This is a genomic window from Poritiphilus flavus (assembly GCF_009901585.1).
Classification (GTDB): Bacteria; Bacteroidota; Bacteroidia; order Flavobacteriales; family Flavobacteriaceae; genus Poritiphilus; species Poritiphilus flavus.
The window spans coordinates 288,006-305,845 of the sequence record NZ_WXYO01000004.1 but is presented as its reverse complement, the minus strand read 5'-3'; the positions used below and the strand labels follow the sequence as shown (position 1 = coordinate 305,845).

General features: G+C 44.5%; 9 protein-coding genes. 6 read left to right on the top strand and 3 right to left on the bottom strand.

The genetic code is table 11. From position 1 onward, the window contains the following. Positions 1 to 12: 12 nt before the first annotated feature. Positions 13 to 3,504, bottom strand: coding sequence for an RHS repeat domain-containing protein (locus GTQ38_RS10285; RefSeq protein WP_161435422.1), 3,492 nt, complete (start codon positions 3,502 to 3,504; stop codon positions 13 to 15). A gap of 37 nt (positions 3,505 to 3,541) precedes the next feature. Beyond that, entirely contained in the window at positions 3,542 to 4,498 is a 957-nt protein-coding gene (locus GTQ38_RS10280) for a malectin domain-containing carbohydrate-binding protein (protein ID WP_161435421.1), read from the bottom strand. A gap of 571 nt (positions 4,499 to 5,069) precedes the next feature. On the opposite strand from GTQ38_RS10280, the gene GTQ38_RS10275 reads away from it, so the two are divergent. Genes GTQ38_RS10275 through GTQ38_RS10250 form a run of 6 tightly spaced genes read left to right on the top strand, consistent with a single transcriptional unit; the run spans position 5,070 to position 11,295 of the window. Further along, complete coding sequence (locus tag GTQ38_RS10275) at positions 5,070 to 5,477, top strand: general secretion pathway protein GspG (protein WP_161435420.1); 408 nt, start codon at positions 5,070 to 5,072, stop codon at positions 5,475 to 5,477. Beyond that, a complete protein-coding gene (locus tag GTQ38_RS10270) occupies positions 5,477 to 5,959 on the top strand; it encodes a general secretion pathway protein (protein ID WP_161435419.1) in 483 nt (160 codons plus the stop codon). The genes GTQ38_RS10275 and GTQ38_RS10270 overlap by 1 nt, the downstream gene beginning before the upstream one ends. Beyond that, positions 5,959 to 7,368 (top strand): GspE/PulE family protein, encoded by a 1,410-nt coding sequence (locus GTQ38_RS10265; protein WP_161435418.1) that lies wholly within the window; start codon positions 5,959 to 5,961, stop codon positions 7,366 to 7,368. The genes GTQ38_RS10270 and GTQ38_RS10265 overlap by 1 nt, the downstream gene beginning before the upstream one ends. 21 nt (positions 7,369 to 7,389) lie before the next feature. Continuing rightward, positions 7,390 to 9,594: a type II secretion system protein GspD gene (locus tag GTQ38_RS10260; RefSeq protein ID WP_161435417.1), complete on the top strand. Its 2,205-nt coding sequence runs from the start codon at positions 7,390 to 7,392 to the stop codon at positions 9,592 to 9,594. A gap of 11 nt (positions 9,595 to 9,605) precedes the next feature. After that, positions 9,606 to 10,793 (top strand): hypothetical protein, encoded by a 1,188-nt coding sequence (locus GTQ38_RS10255; RefSeq protein ID WP_161435416.1) that lies wholly within the window; start codon positions 9,606 to 9,608, stop codon positions 10,791 to 10,793. Next, entirely contained in the window at positions 10,783 to 11,295 is a 513-nt protein-coding gene (locus GTQ38_RS10250; RefSeq protein WP_161435415.1) for a hypothetical protein, read from the top strand. Before GTQ38_RS10255 ends, GTQ38_RS10250 begins: the two co-directional genes overlap by 11 nt. Positions 11,296 to 12,107: 812 nt before the next feature. On the opposite strand, the gene GTQ38_RS10245 is transcribed toward GTQ38_RS10250, so the two are convergent. Beyond that, positions 12,108 to 17,639, bottom strand: a complete 5,532-nt coding sequence (locus GTQ38_RS10245; protein WP_161435414.1) for a malectin domain-containing carbohydrate-binding protein — start codon at positions 17,637 to 17,639, stop codon at positions 12,108 to 12,110. Between the last annotated feature and the right edge of the window lie 201 nt (positions 17,640 to 17,840).

The window sequence follows — 17,840 nt, the reverse complement described above, 5'->3', positions numbered from 1 at the left end:
TATTTATGGGGCTTAGTTGGAAGAGGGTTGCATGTACTGGTATTCGTAATCGGACATCAAATTATTATTGGCGTCTCTTACGGCTTTAAGGCGATTGGCACTATCGTACTCATAATAAATGGTATAACCCTTTGGGTCTGTAATACTGGTTACTCCAATTAAAGGATCATAAGTGTAAGTGGTAATCATGGCTTCCGGAACCTGAGTTCTAAGGTTATTCAGACCCTGCCGCAATAGCTCCTCTTTACAAGTAGATACTTTACAATTATCAGTATCTGCAATGGACAGCGTTTGAAGATTGCTTATATATGAGGAAACATCATTATAAGTAGTATTTTCCAAGGTTGCTAAAAGATAAATGTCATCGTTGTATCCCCAGATATATACCGTTGTGGATCCGTTAGTTTTACGGGTTTCCTTTACATTGCCGTTGGAGTAATAGGTAACTTCCACCCTTTCTTCCATATCCGTGTCAGCATCTCCAATCTTGCTAGTATATATTTTGGATGGTAGAACTACGGCACCCGAGGTAAAATAATCCTGCTTCCTGGAAGCAACGAATTGAAGTTGAGTTCCAAGAGTATCCAACTTTACAGTTTTGGACTTAACCACCTCTGTCAGATCGTTTTTACTTATCAGGCTGGCATAGTCTGTTGGAAATTCGTGAGGATAGGTATATGTTGTTTCCAAGACCTCCCCTCTGCTGTCCACAGTTCTGCTTTTTTTAGGTAGATATAGGCTGTCTTCATACTCCGTCTCTGCCACTTGTGTTATTACCTGAACATTATCTAAGGGGTCCTTAAAGAAAAGTGAGTCCCTAGTAACGGAAACACCTCCATAAGCACCATTTACAAAGGTTTCTCGAAATACCAAACCACCGTATTGGGTATCCATCCAGGAAGCCCAATTCTGACAAGGTGTAGGGTTACAAAAATTTACGCCATATTCGGGACTGGATATGCCATCGCCACATTCCTGTCCCTGTACATTGCTATAGGTAAAATAACTCCCCTCATCCTTAATACATATATAATCTCCAATATGTTCAGCTTCATAAAAGACGGTCAAACCGTTTACTTTTATAGGTCGGTTGTAGGTCTCAAAATAGTCAATATGTTTAGTGGCGACAACTTCAGTACTGTCGTTATAAGTGATCTGACTTTCTATTTCTCCGCCTGTAAGTCCAGGGTAGTAATTGTTTTCAAAAGGATGATTCGGTCTCGGAACCAGTCCTTTGTCTGCGTCGTAGAAATTAAACTCCACAAAACCTTCGGATACTCCCAGGGAATCGACCTGATACTCCCTTACTTTAGGATATACCACAATGGGTTCATCTCCTTTAGGATACGAAACCGTTCTTACCAGAGCCAAATTGCTCCCATATCCCTTGAGGGTAGACAGCTCTGGTTTGAAATTTATTTTACTTTTAACATACTCATATTTTTTGCCCTTTAGGTGCTTACCATCTGCATCATAATCAATTATGGAGGCAATTCGAACTCCACCCTGATCTAAATTATTTATACTGGTGACGTTAATTTGACGACTAATCCTCCAGGTGATGTTATCATAATTCCCCTGACTATTTTCGTCCAAAAGAATCAGGATCTTGTATTTTCCTTTGAGAAGCTCCACAGACTCAGTGACCTTATTCTCACTACGCCACGGTACATGTTCACTGGGCATCGTCTCATAGTCCGTGAACCTTTTCGGGTCTATGTTACTAAAACATTGCGGGTCACAATCGGCACTGCCGAAATACACCAAATGTGCTTCTATATCCGCATTTAAAGCAGATCCGGTAAAGGAAATATCATAGAAATCCTGTTCTTCTATTAAAAATCCGCCTATTTCTACTTTTGGGATATTTGTAATATCCCCGTATTGCAGATCGGGAAGGAATCCCTCTTCGGTTAGATATAGATTTGCATTGGTGGGATCGTCTGCGGATAATTCAATTTCCGATGGACTTTCGGTAATTTGATTTATCTCATTCACCTCCGCAAGATTTCCCTCAAAACTAAACTCGCTATACCCACCAGTGGGATACATTAACCTTTTTAGCAATCCTATTTTGGCTTTATCCGCATTAGGTTCTCTGTCTGCACCTTCGAATACAAAATTTCCTGTTTCATATTTTGGATATAGTACGGAATTGCTCGCTTCGTTATAATAACCGGCAAAATCCTGGCCTTTATCTGAGCGTGATGGAAGTTGATCTGGTCTGTCGTATTCAAACTTGTAATTTTGATATACCACGCCATCTCCTCCTTTAATCTGCAAACCGTCCAATTTCAGACGAATGTCCAGATAATTGGTAGGTGAACCGTTGTTGGCATCGCTGTTGAAATAACTGTTATTCAGAAAGCTTATGCTTTTAATAGTACTTCCTGCATAGTCATAGAATGTTATGTCGGATAAGCGTGCATTGGTGCCATTGTTATCAATATCATCACGTGACCCCCTTGATAAATCAGCTACCACCCTATTGTTATGTTTAATGCTGCTCAAGAACGACTGGTCTACAAAATAGCCCGCACCTCCTCCGAAGCGCTCGGCAACCGAACTTTCCGGGTAGTAAGTGACAAAATCCAAAATAGTGGTAGTAGCTCTCAAAGCTGTAGATGCCAGCTGCTCCTGGGGCCAATACCCCATGCTGACGTATTCCAATTCAAATAAATCCTTTCTATTAGCGCTTTCGATTTTTGTTAAAAGCCAGGAAGAGACATACTCATTAGAAATTACGCCATTTACAGAAGTATCGTTTCCGTTTCTCTTAGTCAGCTCGGTTTGATTGAAATGATATTTGGTTCCATCCTCATTGGTTATCTCCCATCCAATAATTTGATTATATCCTAAAGTACTCCTGTTTACCTGATCAATTCTAATCCGAGGGTTATCCAAAGACTTGGGCTGGTTGTTATCATTAGTGTCAAAGACTATGGTAGTATTGAGCCCCGGAGCACTAACTTTGTAGATATCAGGTTGGGCATCAATTAAATTCTTATTTATGCTGTCCAGAAACTTAAAATATCCTTGGACTTCCTGTTCAGTACCGAACTGTTTGCTTGTATTCGCTAAATAACTCGCAATTGAATCAACCACACGGCTGTCATTAATAGTCTTGTAACCCCCATTGATATAGTCATCAGGAAGGCCATTGGCAATTCGGGTAATTCTACCCCCGGCATTCAGGTTCCAGCTCAGTCCAACCCAGGTAGCCAGTTGTTCTACTTTAATACCAGAAGCATCATAGGTCAGCGATAATGGAAAATTCATTTCACTTCCTTCTATTATATGTAAAGGAATCGAAATGTTAGGTGTTCCCGAATACATACTTACATCGGTATCCCCATACTTACTAAAGGCTTCGGCTTCCGGAGAATTAGGCACTTTCACAAGTTTGTCCAACTCCTCCTGATAAAAGCCATCTTGACTTCCGGTTTGAGCAAGGCCAAAAAAACTTACCAGGAATAGTCCTGCTATTACTATTTTAGAATACATAGTCTCTTGAAAATTTAGATGTGAAGAATTATTGGGCTTATCGCTTCGCCTGATTTTCCAGGAATTTTATGCGTTCTTCCAAAAGCTGCTGTGTTTTGTGCTGCTCCAATAGATAAAGCGTCAATTCCTCAACTTTTTCCAGAAGCAATTTGTTCATCTCACCTAACTCAAGACCGTTGGTCTCTATCTCTGATGCAGAAGGAATATTTATAAGGTGACCTTTCTGTTGGATATGTTTTGCCACTTCCTCAAGGCTTGGTAATTCATAGTCTTCCTCAAAAACATAGTCCGGCCAAACATCATTGTCTACCCGGACCTCGCGGGCACGGACATGTCCATCAACCGCCAATTTGTAGGTTCCGGGATTAGCTATTCCGATACTCACATTACCTGTGGTATAGGATAAGTTGTTGCTGGAATCCTGTGTCCAAAAGCCGCCGGTGCTTCCTCCCCCACCTGAAGTATTTTCCACTACTTCGATAGCTGAAATTATTGGGTCACCCACACTAGCAACAAAATCAATGGTCAATTCTCCATCGCTAACCGTTACGGTGTGTGTAGGGCTGTAAACCACGTTACCACCTACCTGGTTGTAGATATCCAGGTCGTCTTCAAGTAACTGACCTTCAATGCTGACATCGAACACGCGACTTCCTACACCTCCGCTTCCACTTACGCCAAAGTAGATCTCCAAAAAATGAAGTGTAACGTCGTAATCCCCGTTAGCCACGGGTATCTTGTAGTCCATAACATGGGAACCTGTTGTAGGGGTCTTGGTATACCGGATACTTTTGAACGGTTCGGGATTGGTTACATGGGTACTGACGAAGTCGAGTTCACCGCTGTAGTATTGGTCCGCGGCATAAGTGATACTATTATGGGTAGCACTGCTGGTACTACCACAGTTTAAATATATGGGAGATTGCTGTGCGAAGGCTGTTGAAGTAATTGAAACCAAGGCTAAGACGGTCCATAGCGTTCTGAAATTTATCATAGTTCTGGATTTAAGATTGATATTAAGTTTTGGGTTAAGGAGTAAAGTTTTTAAACTGGGTGATTGAATTGAAATCATGGTATCTTGATAGTAGGTTTAAATTCTATTTTAGACATAATTCTTTTCAATATCAGTGCATACACCTGGAATGGGTATGTCGTTGATATAGTTAGATTAAAAGGATGACGGTTGACTAAGTCTTATCCTTTTTATAAGGTTATTCTTTGAAATTCATTCCAGCTCATGAAGGCTTCGCTACTGTGAATGAATTTTGGATTTTCGTTATTAAAGAAGAAATGGTGAGTGTTGAGAAAGTTTGCATAAATAACAGGTTAAGATTAGGGTTAAAGTTAGATAAAAGATTACATTTTTATAAATTTTTTCTTACTTGAATTTGGGAATTGAATTGCTAAATAGTAATATTTTATTGACTTTTTCAAAGTTTTATTCTGTTTTTCGATGAACTACATTTCATAGATTTCTATACAAAGATTCTCCCGATTCCATATAATAATACCCACATTTTTTAGTTATACTAGAACCCGAATTTACCTAACTTAATACTGAGAACATGCTAGCATTTCAGAAAAGAATCCCCGCCCTAAATCTTCAGGAAACCCTCATTGCACTCGCCATCATCGGAATACTGCTTTTACTGGCTTTGCCTAATCTGATGCCCCTTATTTCCAAGGCAAAGAGCATAGAAGCCCAGACCCAACTGAAGGCTATCTACAATGCCCAGACCTCTTACAGCTATATGTATAGCCGCTACAGTCCTGAGCTGGCGGAACTCGATTTTGAACCGCCGCGTACGGTAAAGGAAAATGGAACGGCAAACTATCGCTACGAGATCCTTAGTGCCGACAACGTTTCCTTCAAGGCACGGGCAGAAGCCGTGACAGATTTTGACGGAGACGGCATACTCAATGTATGGGAGATCGATGAGAATGGGAATCCCAGACAAATCGTAAAGGACTGATGATCTTCCTAAAATTGAGCATCGCACTGCTTTGCGGCAGTATTGCCGTACAGGATTTCCGGGAAAGAGCGGTATTGTGGATTCTATTCCCGCTTACGGCGGCACTGCTGGCAACCTTGTACCTTAAAAGCACCTTTCTGCAGGATTTTCTCTGGAATATTTTTACCAATCTGATATTAGTGAGTTTTATGATCCTGATCCTCTATATATACACGCACTTCATTAGGGGTAAGGCCTTTTTGAATCACAGTATTGGTCTGGGAGATGTACTGTTCTTCTATGCCTTCGCACTGGGCTTCCCCACCTTTACCTTTGTCACCTTATTCGTTTGCAGCCTGCTGTTTTCCCTGTTCTTTTTTTCACTGGCAAGGAAGCGTCTCACAAACAAGACCATACCCCTGGCCGGACTCATGGGATTGTTCCTTACCGGCCTGATGTTAACCAGTCTCATTCCGGGACTACCATCCCTTTACACCCTTTAATGTCCGACTCCTATCACATACCCGCTCATTTGAAACAACGCATCACAGCGGAACAGGCGTTTCATTACCGCATCGTCCCTATAGCCGAGCAGGAAGAAGGTCTGTGCTTTAAAACGGATCAGGAAGCATTGGAGAATTTGTTATCGGAATTACGGATCGTACTGGATACTGCAGTGCAACTGGAGCCCTGTGAAAAAGAAGAGCTTCAGCGTTACCTGGCGGTCAATTATCGCATCGGGCAGGCCAACGAAAGTGCCAGCCTGGAATACACGCCGGATTTCCTGGAAAAAATTCTGTTGAACGCCAAACACATCGGCAGCAGTGACATCCATTTTGAACCCTATGAAAAACGTTGTCGGGTTCGTTTCCGCCTTGATGGGAAATTACTGGAACAGTTCAGCATCCCACTGGAAGAATACCCCACCATAATTAATAAGATAAAGATCAAAGCCGATCTGGATATTGCAGAAAAAAGATTGCCACAGGACGGCCGGATCACTGTACAGATGGCACAGGGCGAATTTGATATTAGGGTATCATCCCTCCCCACTCTGTACGGGGAAAAATTAGTACTACGCCTTCTGAGCAAAGACACCGGAGCCCTGGACCTGGATCAACTCGGGTTTACGGAAAAAGAACTTCAACGCTATTTGGAGGGGGTTAAAAAACCTCATGGCATCATACTGATCTCCGGCCCTACCGGTTCCGGAAAGACCACTACGCTCTACGCCACCCTTAAACATCTGAACACCGGGAAGACGAACATATTAACCATAGAAGACCCTATTGAATACACCCTGGACGGTATAAACCAGGTACAACTCAAAGAAAACATAGGACTGGATTTTGTCAGTGCCTTGCGGACCTTCCTAAGACAGGACCCCGACATCATTATGGTCGGAGAGATCCGCGATGCCAAGACCGCCAATATGGCCATCAAGGCCGCGCTTACCGGGCACCTGGTATTGTCTACCATTCACACCAACTCTGCCTGGGCAACGGTTTCCAGGCTTATCGATATGGGAGTCCCATCTTTTCTTATTGCAAATACACTAAACCTCAGCGTGGCCCAAAGGCTGGTCCGTGTGCTTTGCGAAGACTGTAAACAACGATCAGAGATCAGACCGGAATTATTTCCTGAAGGTTTCCAGATCCCTGAGGGTATGAATCACCATTATGAAGCACAGGGCTGCAATTCCTGTCACCATACCGGCTATAAGGGAAGGAAAGCCATTTATGAGATCCTGCCCGTAGGTAAACCGCTGATGGGGCCTATAAAATCCAACGCCCTGGAAATTGAAGACTATTTAGAAGATCACGATATCACCACACTGCAGGAAAATGCCATAGCGCTGGTAAGAAGTGGGATTACCTCTATTGAAGAGGTGTATCCCTTGCTTACCGAATGAACCAACCCAAGTTTAAGATCAATGACCCCCTACCCAAAATACAAACCAAATCGACCTTCCATATTACGAAGTTTTGCTTTGTTGCTGCTTCTGTTGGTATGCTTGAAGCTGCATGCCCAGCAGCCAGACCGAATACTGCAGATACAAAACAAATTGGAGGTCCTTTCACTGGAAAATACCGAGTTAAAGGAACAGCTAAAGCTGGAGATCAACGTTACCAATGTAACCCTGCCAAATTTCCTGATAGCGGTCTCTAAAGTACACGGACTGAATCTCAGTGTATCTCCGGATATTTCAAACATCACCATTGTCAACAATTTCTCTGATGTTACAGTGGCAGATCTTTTGGTCTTCCTTTGTAAACAATACGATCTCGATATAGATTTTACCGGGAATATCCTCTTTGTAAAACGCTATATCCCGCCGGTGGAAAAGGTATTTGAGAAGGAAGTTCTCGTTCGTTTCAACCCAACTGATCAGACACTTTCTTTAGACCTGCAGAATGATGCCCTGGGAAAAGTATTTCGGAAGATCATGGACGTATCCGGAAAGAACCTACTGTTCTCACAGGGCATGGAAAATCAGCCGCTGAATCTATATATAAACAATGTTCCTTTTGATGCGGCCATGGAGAAGTTGGCGGTCATGCACCAACTGTCGTTCTCCAAATCCAGGGATGGTTTTTATCTTTTTAATCGTTTAGACGATCCCGTGAGTAACAACAGCCGGGTCCGGAGGAGCTTGGGTAAAAGTCCCCTGAATTACCAGGTGCTGGATACGGTGAACAAAATACTTCATGTTGATTTCATCAACACTCCGATCGCTTCCATAATAAAGGAACTAAGCTTCGACCTGAAGTTGGATGTATATACCGCTACACCTTTGGAAGAGGCCGGAAACGTTACCTTCAATGCTACAAATATCCTCTTTGACGATCTGTTGACGCACATTTTTGAGAGCAAGCAGAATTCTTCTCCTTTTAGTCAGGTCCCGGATGCACAAGCTTCAAGGCCTGCCAGAGGGAATGTTCAGGCTGCCGCTTCTCTCCCGGTACATTTTACTTTTAAGAAAGAAAACAACATCTACTTTTTCGGTACTGCAGACCAGCTAAGCCTACGTGAGGTAGAGATCGTACAACTGATGTATCGCTCAGTGGAGCTACTCAGCGACCCCTCCTCCTTTTCCGGAGGATATCGTTCAGCAGGAAGAACGAGCAGTGCCAATGTAAATTTTTTTGGCAGCAATGGACAAAACAATTTTCAGAATCAAAACACCAATATAAACCGGAGGTCTGTGAATACCAGGAGTTCGGGCTTTTCCAACTATGCGGACGGAGCAGAAGCCCTGGTAAACATTCTCCCGGATGAGATCAAGGCGGATCTGGACATCAAAGTGGATTTTGAGCTCAACAGCTTCCTGGTAAGTGGACCTTCTTCTAACATTAATCGTTTTAAAAAGTTTATCCGTGAAATAGATAAACCCGTACCTGTGGTCCTGATCGAGGTCATGATACTGGAAGTAAAAAGATCTGCTACGGTGGAAACGGGAATTAGTTGGGGTATTGGAGACCAGCCTGTAAGTACTCAGGGAAAACTTTTCCCGGAAACAGACCTCACACTTGGCGCGAATACCGTGAACAAGATCATCGGGGGTTTTGACGGTTTCGGATCTTTTAATATCGGACGGGTGGTACCGGATTTTTTTGCTACCATAAAGGCGATGGAGGAGAACGGCAATATCCGCATCCGCTCTACACCTAAATTATCCACGCTTAACGGGCACCGGGCCAATCTCTCCATTGGGGAGACCACATACTACGTGATCACCAATCAGAATTTCTTTGGGTCTCAGATCCCTACGGCTTCTGAAGTACGGAATTATGCTCCAATTGACGCGGAATTGGCCGTGAGCATTAAACCGCTGGTATCAGGAAATGGTCAGGTAACTTTGGACATCAATGTGATCCAATCCGATTTCAGCGGGGAGCGAATCGAAGAAGACGCGCCACCGGGGCTTACGTCCAGGGAATTTAGTTCCATCATACGTATGCAAAACCAGGACCTTGCCATCCTGGGAGGCCTGGAAGAGAAGCTCAAGAACGACAGTGGTAATGGAGTACCTCTTTTGGCCCGGGTCCCGGTAATTAAATGGTTATTCAGCAAGCGCAGAAGGGAAGATACCAAGCAGAAGCTGACCATATTGATAAAACCAACAGTGATCTATTAATGCTGACTGGCTTGCTAAAACATATCAAACAAGGCAAGGTATTTTCTGGTGTTGAGATCACCGAAAATTCGTCTGGCATCTCATATGAATTGCTGGTGATAAAGCAAGCTGCAGACGAATTGCACATCGCTAATCGAGGATCGTTTAATTCCCTGGAAAGCCTGGCCGAAGTGGTTCCCAAGACGGCTCCCCTTGTAATCATAATTAATACTTCACAGGTGCTGACGAAGCTGGTTGGGCCATCGACCAATTCAAATCCGGAAGCCATAGTAAATGGGGCTTTCCCCAACCTAAAGCTTGAAAATTTTTATTATGAGCTTATACAAAAAGAAAGTGATCCGCTAGTCTCCATAGTGAAGAGGACCTATGTGGATGAATTGATGGCGTCCTTTAAACAAGAAGGACTCATTCCATACTTTATACACTTTGGGCTCGGTAGTATGGCAGCACTTCTGTCCTATTCCTCTTCCGATATAGCAGTTTCCAATTACCAGCTGGAAATATTGAACCATAGGATTATTTCCATACAAGCATTTAGTACTGCAATTTCGGAACAGGAGATCAATGGATTAGCGCTTAGTCATAAGGAGATGTTAGCTTTTGGTGGGATCCTCGGTCAGATAGGTTCTACAGCAGCCAGCAGTAACTTTTTAGCTCAAAACAAGGTTTTAAGAACAGAGTTTGGAGACCAAAGGATATTCCGGTTCTCATTCAGGGCTTCCCTGATATTTGTACTTACCCTTTTACTAGTGAATTTTCTTTTCTTTGATCACTATCACAGCCAAGTATCCAGCCTTACAGAAACTATGGAGGTAAACAACTCAAAGATCAGCAGGCTTAAGGAATTAGAAACAGATGTCAGCAAAAAGGAAGAGCGCCTGGCGCTGCTGCAGTCTTCTTCAAATTCCCGGGCCACGTTTTACCTGGATCAAATCGCTCAAACCCTGCCTGCTTCTGTTCTTCTGGATCAATTGATCTACCAACCTCTGGAAAAGGCCGTCAAGGAGTCGAGCCCGATTCAGGTAGATGAGCGGGTACTTCTCGTCAAAGGAATTTCTAAGGACGCCGACCATTTTTCTAATTGGATTGTGTCTCTGGAAGCCCTGGACTGGATAGCCTCAGTACAAACCATGGATTACGATTATGTATCGAAAACCACCTCCCGCTTTTCACTAAAAATTACATTTCATGAAAAATAGGATGAAAATTAAGCTACTCTTCGGCGGTCTCGTCCTTGTACTGCTTTTATGCTACCAGTTTGCCATAAAGAATACCCTGGTATTGAAAGATAAGTATGATCAACTATCAACCGGGGTTTCCTCACTGGAAGATACACCCCGACAGCTATCACTGCTACAACAAAAATCCGCTTATTATGACTCCATTCTTGGCGGAATGGATCTGGGTAATACTTCCGTGCAAAACAATCTTCTCCGAAAACTACAACAGGAAAGCGCGATGCAGAACGTTCAGGTTATGGATTTCAATCCTCCGCATTCTTTCATTAACGAAACCAACGAACTTCTTACCTATTCATTCGATCTAAAAGGATCTTACAACGGCATGCTCCTCTCCCTTTACAGCCTGGAACAAAAAGGAAACTTCGGGCAGATCATCCACCTGGATTTTGAAAAAAAACGAAACTATCGAACCAAAAAACAGGCTCTTACCGCAAGTGTATTGCTACAGCGGATTAAATAGATGGTTGGATGGTTAGACTTTTGGATTGATAGACGGCTAGACGGTTGGACGGTTAGACTTTTGGATTGATAGACTGTTGGACTGTTAGATTTTTAGACGGTTAGATTTTTAGATGGTTAGACTGTTAGATTGTTGGACGATTAGATGGTTAGACGGTTGGGTTTTTAGACTTGTGGATTGCTAGATGGTTAGATGTTTAGACAGTTAGATTGCTAGACTGTTAGATCGTTGGTAAATTGATTCATTGCTAAATTGTTACATTTTCGAATTCTCAATTCCTCGATTTTACAATTTTACAGTTTTACAATTCCACATTCATACCTTGGATGGATAGATTGCTAGACGGTTAGATCGTTAGATGGTTAGCTCGCTAGTACATTAGTACGTTTACAAATTTTCAATTCCTCGATTTCACAATTTCACAGTTTTACATTTCCACATTCATACCTTGGATGGTTGGATCACTGGACAGCTAGATTGTTGGACTGTTAGATCGCTAGAGAATTAGATCATTGCTAAATTGATTCATTGCTAAATTGTTACATTTTCGAATTCTCAATTCCTCGATTTCACAGTTTTACAGTTTTACAATTCCACATTCATACCTTGAATGGTTGGATCACTGGACAGCTAGATTGTTGGACTGTTAGACGCTAGAGAATTAGATCATTGCTAAATTGATTCATTGCTAAATTGTTTTATTTTCGAATTCTCAATTCCTCGATTTCACAGTTTTACAGTTTTACATTTTCAAATTACCTCATTGGCACATTGATTCATTGATACATTAGTACATTGCTACATTTTCAACCCTAATCTCCTACTACCAATCTCTGGCTTTGTATTTGCCCCGAACGTCCTAAAATCCTAATCACATATAAGCCTTCCGGCAGGGTGCTGATATCGAGTACGTATCGATTCGTTCCGGTTTTTACTTCCTGACCATCGAACCGCATTATCAGTTGTCCACCCAGGGTAAACAGGTGAATATCCGTAACAGCTTCAGATCCTTCAGGAGCTGCAATGGTAACCTCAGATACCGCTGGATTAGGATATAGCTGGAATCGCGTCAGAATATCATCGGTGGACTCAGAATCAGTGGTTATTCCATCTTCCAGCTCGGGCAAGGCTGCTTTTGAGGTGATCAGACCGGCCGGAGCAGACTGCCCGGCATCCGCAACCACGGAGACATTATCGAAGACATAGATCTCGCGGCGCGCGCTGACGTCGGCCTCCACAATGATCTGTAAAGTACTTCCATTAATTCCTGATGCTGTAAAGGTCTGAGCAGATATATCATTGCGCACCTCTCCAAACATAACCGGTGATCCACCATCAACCGCATAATATGCCCTCAGGAAGTCTGCATTCTCCTTGCGGTTATCTCTGTCATCCACATCCACAGATACTGTAACCGTACCATTGATCACAATTTCCTCTGAAGTCCAGATTCCCGGATTGCTACTGTTTCGGTTAACGTAGAATACCCCGTCACGGACTTCAAACACACCATTATCCCGACTGGATGTCCAGGCCGTATTACCACTATCCGAAGTTGTGCCATTGGCAAGACCATCAAAGGTCTCGGTCCAGGGTAAATCTCCGGGAGGTAAGTCCCTGTAAGTCGCGCTGACGGTAATATCCGAAGCGCGCATGGTCAAAGTGGTCGTTGCATCTGAAGTGCTTGCCAGGGCAGCCGTATTTCCTGTCCATGCATCGAACTCCTGGCCCGAAGGTGCCGGATCCGCGACTATGATAACGGAGGTTCCGGCAGCGTATGCTCCTCCCCCGTTACCTGACTGAACCGTAAGTTGATAGGTTTCTACAGGGTCTCCTGAAACCGTAACATTATCAAAATAGTAGTATTCATCGGACCAGCTGACATCAGCTTCCACTATGATCTGCAGGGAGCTGCCGCTAAGGCCCGAAACACTGAAGGTCTGGGCGGAAATATCATCCCTTGCTTCCCCGAACTGTACCGGGGTTCCTCCATCCAGACTGTATAAAGCACGAATAAAATCCGCTGTTTCTTTGTTATTATCTCCATCATCAATATCGATACTTATGGAGACATTAGTGCTGATAGGGATAAGCTGCGAGGTCCACACCCCTGGACTGGCACTGTTTTGCGAAGTGGTGAAAGCCCCGTTCTGAACTTCAAATAATCCGCTATCCCGGTTTGAATCCCAGGCGGTTGGACCACTATCCTGAGTAACACCATTGCTTAAATCGTTAAAGTCCTCCACCCAAAGTACTTCAGGATCCGGATCAGGATCCGGGTCGGTCTGGGTTGGAACGATCTCAATGGCATTGATCAAAGGATTTTGAACTAGCCCCTGGAGGAATCTTATGTTCAGCTCTCCGTCTGCAAGGATCACATCGTAAGAGACCATCCCACCGGAGAGGTGACCGAATTCCGCGACCAGGTCCAGGTTTGGAAAAGCAATGACCCCTTCAATTTCTATATCGAACACCCGCTGACCGATTTCACTGGTTCCACCGAAGCTATTTCCCAAAAAGAGATTGACGGTATAATCACCATTGATCATGGGTACTGTAAATTCCATATTTTCTCCGGGATCGGAATATCTTTCCTGAGCAAAAATGGTGTTAAAGGTAGCCTCATCGACATAAGAGGGGACAGAGCTATGCCTATTGGAAAAGAGCAATCCTCCGTTAAATATGTTACCATTGTTTACGGAATATCCCGAACCGGTATAGCCCCCTGGCCCATCATTAGCTACCCAATCACTTCCGGAATCCGTGGCGCTAAGGAAGCCACCCCCTGCATTGATCCTGAGTTCAGAAACTGGCGGGGTCGGTTCAGGCAAAATGGTCCACATAAAGCTTGTAGATACCGTATCACTGGTATTTCCATCGCTGTCATCCACGGTTATGATCACATTGTACGGGCTGTTAGCATCGGCTCCTGTCGCCACTGTACCCCCCAATTCCCCTGAAGTGGGCTCAATAGTAATTCCCGGAGGAAGGCCAGTGGCCGAGTACGCCAGGTTACCATCGCCCCCTGATGCCTGAACTCCCAGACTTCCATCCAATTGTTCGCCTACAGTATTGGTTTGGTCTGCAATCGGCTGCACTACGATAGGTACATCCGGTATGACATTTGATACAATTTCAATACCGTTTATCAAGGGATTTTCAATGGTTCCATGTACAAATCTGATATTCAATGCCCCATCGATCAATGAAACGTTATAGGACAGCATACCTCCGGACTGATGTCCGAAAGCGCTAACTAAATCGAGATCGTTTTCCACAAGGCTCCCTTCTATCTCTATATCAAATACACGTTGACCCACCTGGCTGGTCCCATTGTAACTATTACCCAAATATAAGTTTACCGTATAATCCCCGTTGATCAGGGGGATAGTGAACTCCATTTCTTCACCACTGGCCGGATCCCAGCGCTCCTGGGCGAAAATCGCGTTAAAGCTGGTTTCATCTATATAAGAAGGAATAGAACTATGCCTGTTGGCATAAAGCAGGCCACCGTTGAATATATTACCGGTATTTACCGAAAAACCTGCCCCGCTAAAACTGCCTGTTGCATTATTTGCCTGCCAGTCTCCCTGGGCATCCGTTGCTGTTATTAAAACGCCTCCCGCATTGATACGAAGGTTTTCGTTTACGTTTTCCGGCACTACATTAAGAAAATCCCAGGTACCCTCAAGTTCCACTCCATCGGTATTTGAGGTTCCCAGGAAACCTACGGCAAGGGCCGTATTGCTTTGCTGGATAGCATTGAGTATGCTGCCTGTGGCCGTCAGGGTCCCGGCTATCTGACGGGCTCCGCCGTCCAGATCATATTCCAGGCTTATACTCCCATCTGACGGGTTGACCACCATATAAAGCACTATTTCACTTTGAGGCCGGTTAGCTATATCTATAGACACGTTCACAGGTGTTTGTGGAATATCATTGATCTCCTGAGAAGCTATGAGTCCGGCAGTGGTGAGCACGAATTTTATAAAGTTACTTTGGGTACCATCACCCATAAAGATCCCCAACTCCCCGTTTACCGCAGCAGTGTTCCCGTATAGTTGCAGCGGCCCATTGAAATTGATCAATTTCCCGGATACGGTAAAAATACCGGTTGATTGGTCTACCTGAACACCGTATTGATAGCCTTTTTCCTGGGTATTCGCAGTTCCGTTGGCGGTTCCTGATGTCATATGAGAAGTCATCAGGCCGGCTGCCCCACCTAAAACATCGTCCGGATTCGGGCCTTGTCCCCGATCGTCCAGCCAATTGAGCCAGTTCGGGTTCGGATCCCCATTGTTCATAAGACCGGTCATCCCAAGTCCGTAAATCCCACCTAAGCCTTGCTGGTCACTAAAAAGTCCGTTTTGCACGGGCAAGGTAAACGCGTCACTTCCGGAATTCCCCGGATCTCCTAATTGAAAAGGATCATTCTGATCTAAAATCCCGTCGTTATCGTCGTCAGTATCGTTAAGATCTGAAATCAGTGGCGCACCTGCGGATTTATCATAATCCGCGGGCTGTGAAGCGCCGCTACAGGGATCAGTCTGATTGTCCACTTCATCCTGGTTGGTATAACCGTCACTGTCGTAATCCGCTGAGGGGTCGTAACCGCTTTCTCCGGGATTGATACAAACAACCAGGTCATTAGGCTCCAAAACAATGATCTTCCCGTTCAGGGTACCTACCCAGATGGTTCCGGGAAAGATTTCCGAATCACTGTTACAGCTTACACCGAGGGCGTTACCCCCAAGACCGGAAACAAAGCTGGATGTAAGTGTATCAAGGCTTCCGTCCGGGTTGAGTTCTACCCGTCTAAGAACGCCACTGTTCACACCGGCAATAAGATTACCCTGTAAAGCACCCCCGAAATTAGAAGCGGTGTACTCATCAATACCATTAGTGTTGTTGCTCCAGGTGGTTACCGGTGCATCATCAGGCCCGTCAGGATTACTGATGCCAGGTCCGCGCCAATCGCCTTCAACAGGGTTTGCGGCAGGTACAATGCTGGCCCAGTTCGCGGGTAACCCAAGGTTAGGATCGGTGGTAGAACCCGGTGTAGATCCATCCGGATCGTAGATCTGGGTTCTGAAAACCGCGCCTGTTGTACCAGCACCTGGTGTGGTGTAAAGGCCTGCTCCTGCCGGATTTGCCCTTATAGGATTTGGATGGCCACCATATGTACTTCCAAAGGAATAAGACTGAATATCTGTGGTTACTAATTGCAGGTGGTCCGCATTATTTACCTGCTCTCCTCCGGAAGAAGAAGTACTACCGGGTTCACTGGAGTCGTAATTATTCGTTACACTTCCACCACCTTCATTTTCCGGAAATCCGCCCCAGCCGCCATTCGCGCCATTGTCCGTTACATAGACGGCCCCTGCCTGGGTTACCACAAGGTCGTAGGTATTTCGATATCCGGGAGAAAAGACCTGGACCGGCCCGGCCGGGTCTATTATAGCCTGATTTAAGCCATCGTTGCCCCCAAACGGATCGTCCACATCCACCCCGTCATATCCGGCGGTATCCGGATCCGTGATCCCGTTTGCATTGGGCCGGGTGGGATCGTCTAAAGTGGGGAGGTCATAAATATAATTTCTTCCATTGCTGTCTGTTTGGATTGACAGGCTGTTGATCATACTTAGATTAACGGAAAGTACCGCGGCGGAAAGCGCGTATTCGCAGGTATGCACAAAATTTGTCGAAGGGGCACCGGCATTGGTGTGTCCGCCCTGCGAAGCGATGAGATAGTCCGACCCATTGATGGTTGTGAACTCCAATCCGTTAATCGCGTGGTTTTGCTCCGAGCGGGGTAAGCCCCTGACCAGGTCAACCACATCCCAGGAGGTCCCGTTCCAGCTAATACGGGTAATGATACCGGAATTCGTATCCAGACCCACATCACCTTTTCCTCCTCCGCCTCCGGCTCCAATACGAAAATCACTGGAACTTACGTATATCACCGGATTAGTTGCCGTACCGGCGACCGCCAGACCTGTGGTTTCTCTTTGGGTCTCAGAAAGGTTCTCTGTACCGTCATCATTGTGATTTACGATATCCGTAATACTTGATAAGGATTCTACAGCGGTAACAGCATAGTCATTGGAACTATTCCTGGTAACCGTGAATATTTTGATTGTACCGGGATACTCCGCAACATAAAGGCGCCCATCAGGACCATACATCAAGGAAGTTACACCGGCATTAACGTTGCCGTTACCGTTAAAATTAAGCTCGCTCTGAGCAAAATTGATCTGTGCCTGCAGAGCGGAAACAAAAATTAGAAAAACAAAAAAGGGTAGAATATACCGAAGTCTAGACGTGAAGGAGTAGCTGTGATCCATTTTTTTGGTTGGTTTGGTGAAACAAAAAACAGACCTGGGGAAATAGACTAGGGCATTAAAAATATTTTGTTTGTGGCTACTTCGGAAAAGACCGCTGTTTTATTCGTTGATCGTATTGATTTTATAGGCCAATGGCAACAGAAAAGGGGGTGGTTGACGTTGCTGATCTGATATTTTTTACTGAAAATTGGATTTTGGGTT

What these genes read in the sequence shown, in the direction of transcription:
- GTQ38_RS10265 (WP_161435418.1), top strand. Translation starts at nt 5,959, where the DNA reads ATGTCCGACTCCTATCACATACCCGCTCATTTGAAACAACGCATCACA.
- GTQ38_RS10280 (WP_161435421.1), bottom strand. Translation starts at nt 4,498, where the DNA reads ATGATAAATTTCAGAACGCTATGGACCGTCTTAGCCTTGGTTTCAATT.
- GTQ38_RS10260 (WP_161435417.1), top strand. Translation starts at nt 7,390, where the DNA reads ATGACCCCCTACCCAAAATACAAACCAAATCGACCTTCCATATTACGA.
- GTQ38_RS10285 (WP_161435422.1), bottom strand. Translation starts at nt 3,504, where the DNA reads ATGTATTCTAAAATAGTAATAGCAGGACTATTCCTGGTAAGTTTTTTT.
- GTQ38_RS10250 (WP_161435415.1), top strand. Translation starts at nt 10,783, where the DNA reads ATGAAAAATAGGATGAAAATTAAGCTACTCTTCGGCGGTCTCGTCCTT.
- GTQ38_RS10245 (WP_161435414.1), bottom strand. Translation starts at nt 17,639, where the DNA reads ATGGATCACAGCTACTCCTTCACGTCTAGACTTCGGTATATTCTACCC.
- GTQ38_RS10270 (WP_161435419.1), top strand. Translation starts at nt 5,477, where the DNA reads ATGATCTTCCTAAAATTGAGCATCGCACTGCTTTGCGGCAGTATTGCC.
- GTQ38_RS10275 (WP_161435420.1), top strand. Translation starts at nt 5,070, where the DNA reads ATGCTAGCATTTCAGAAAAGAATCCCCGCCCTAAATCTTCAGGAAACC.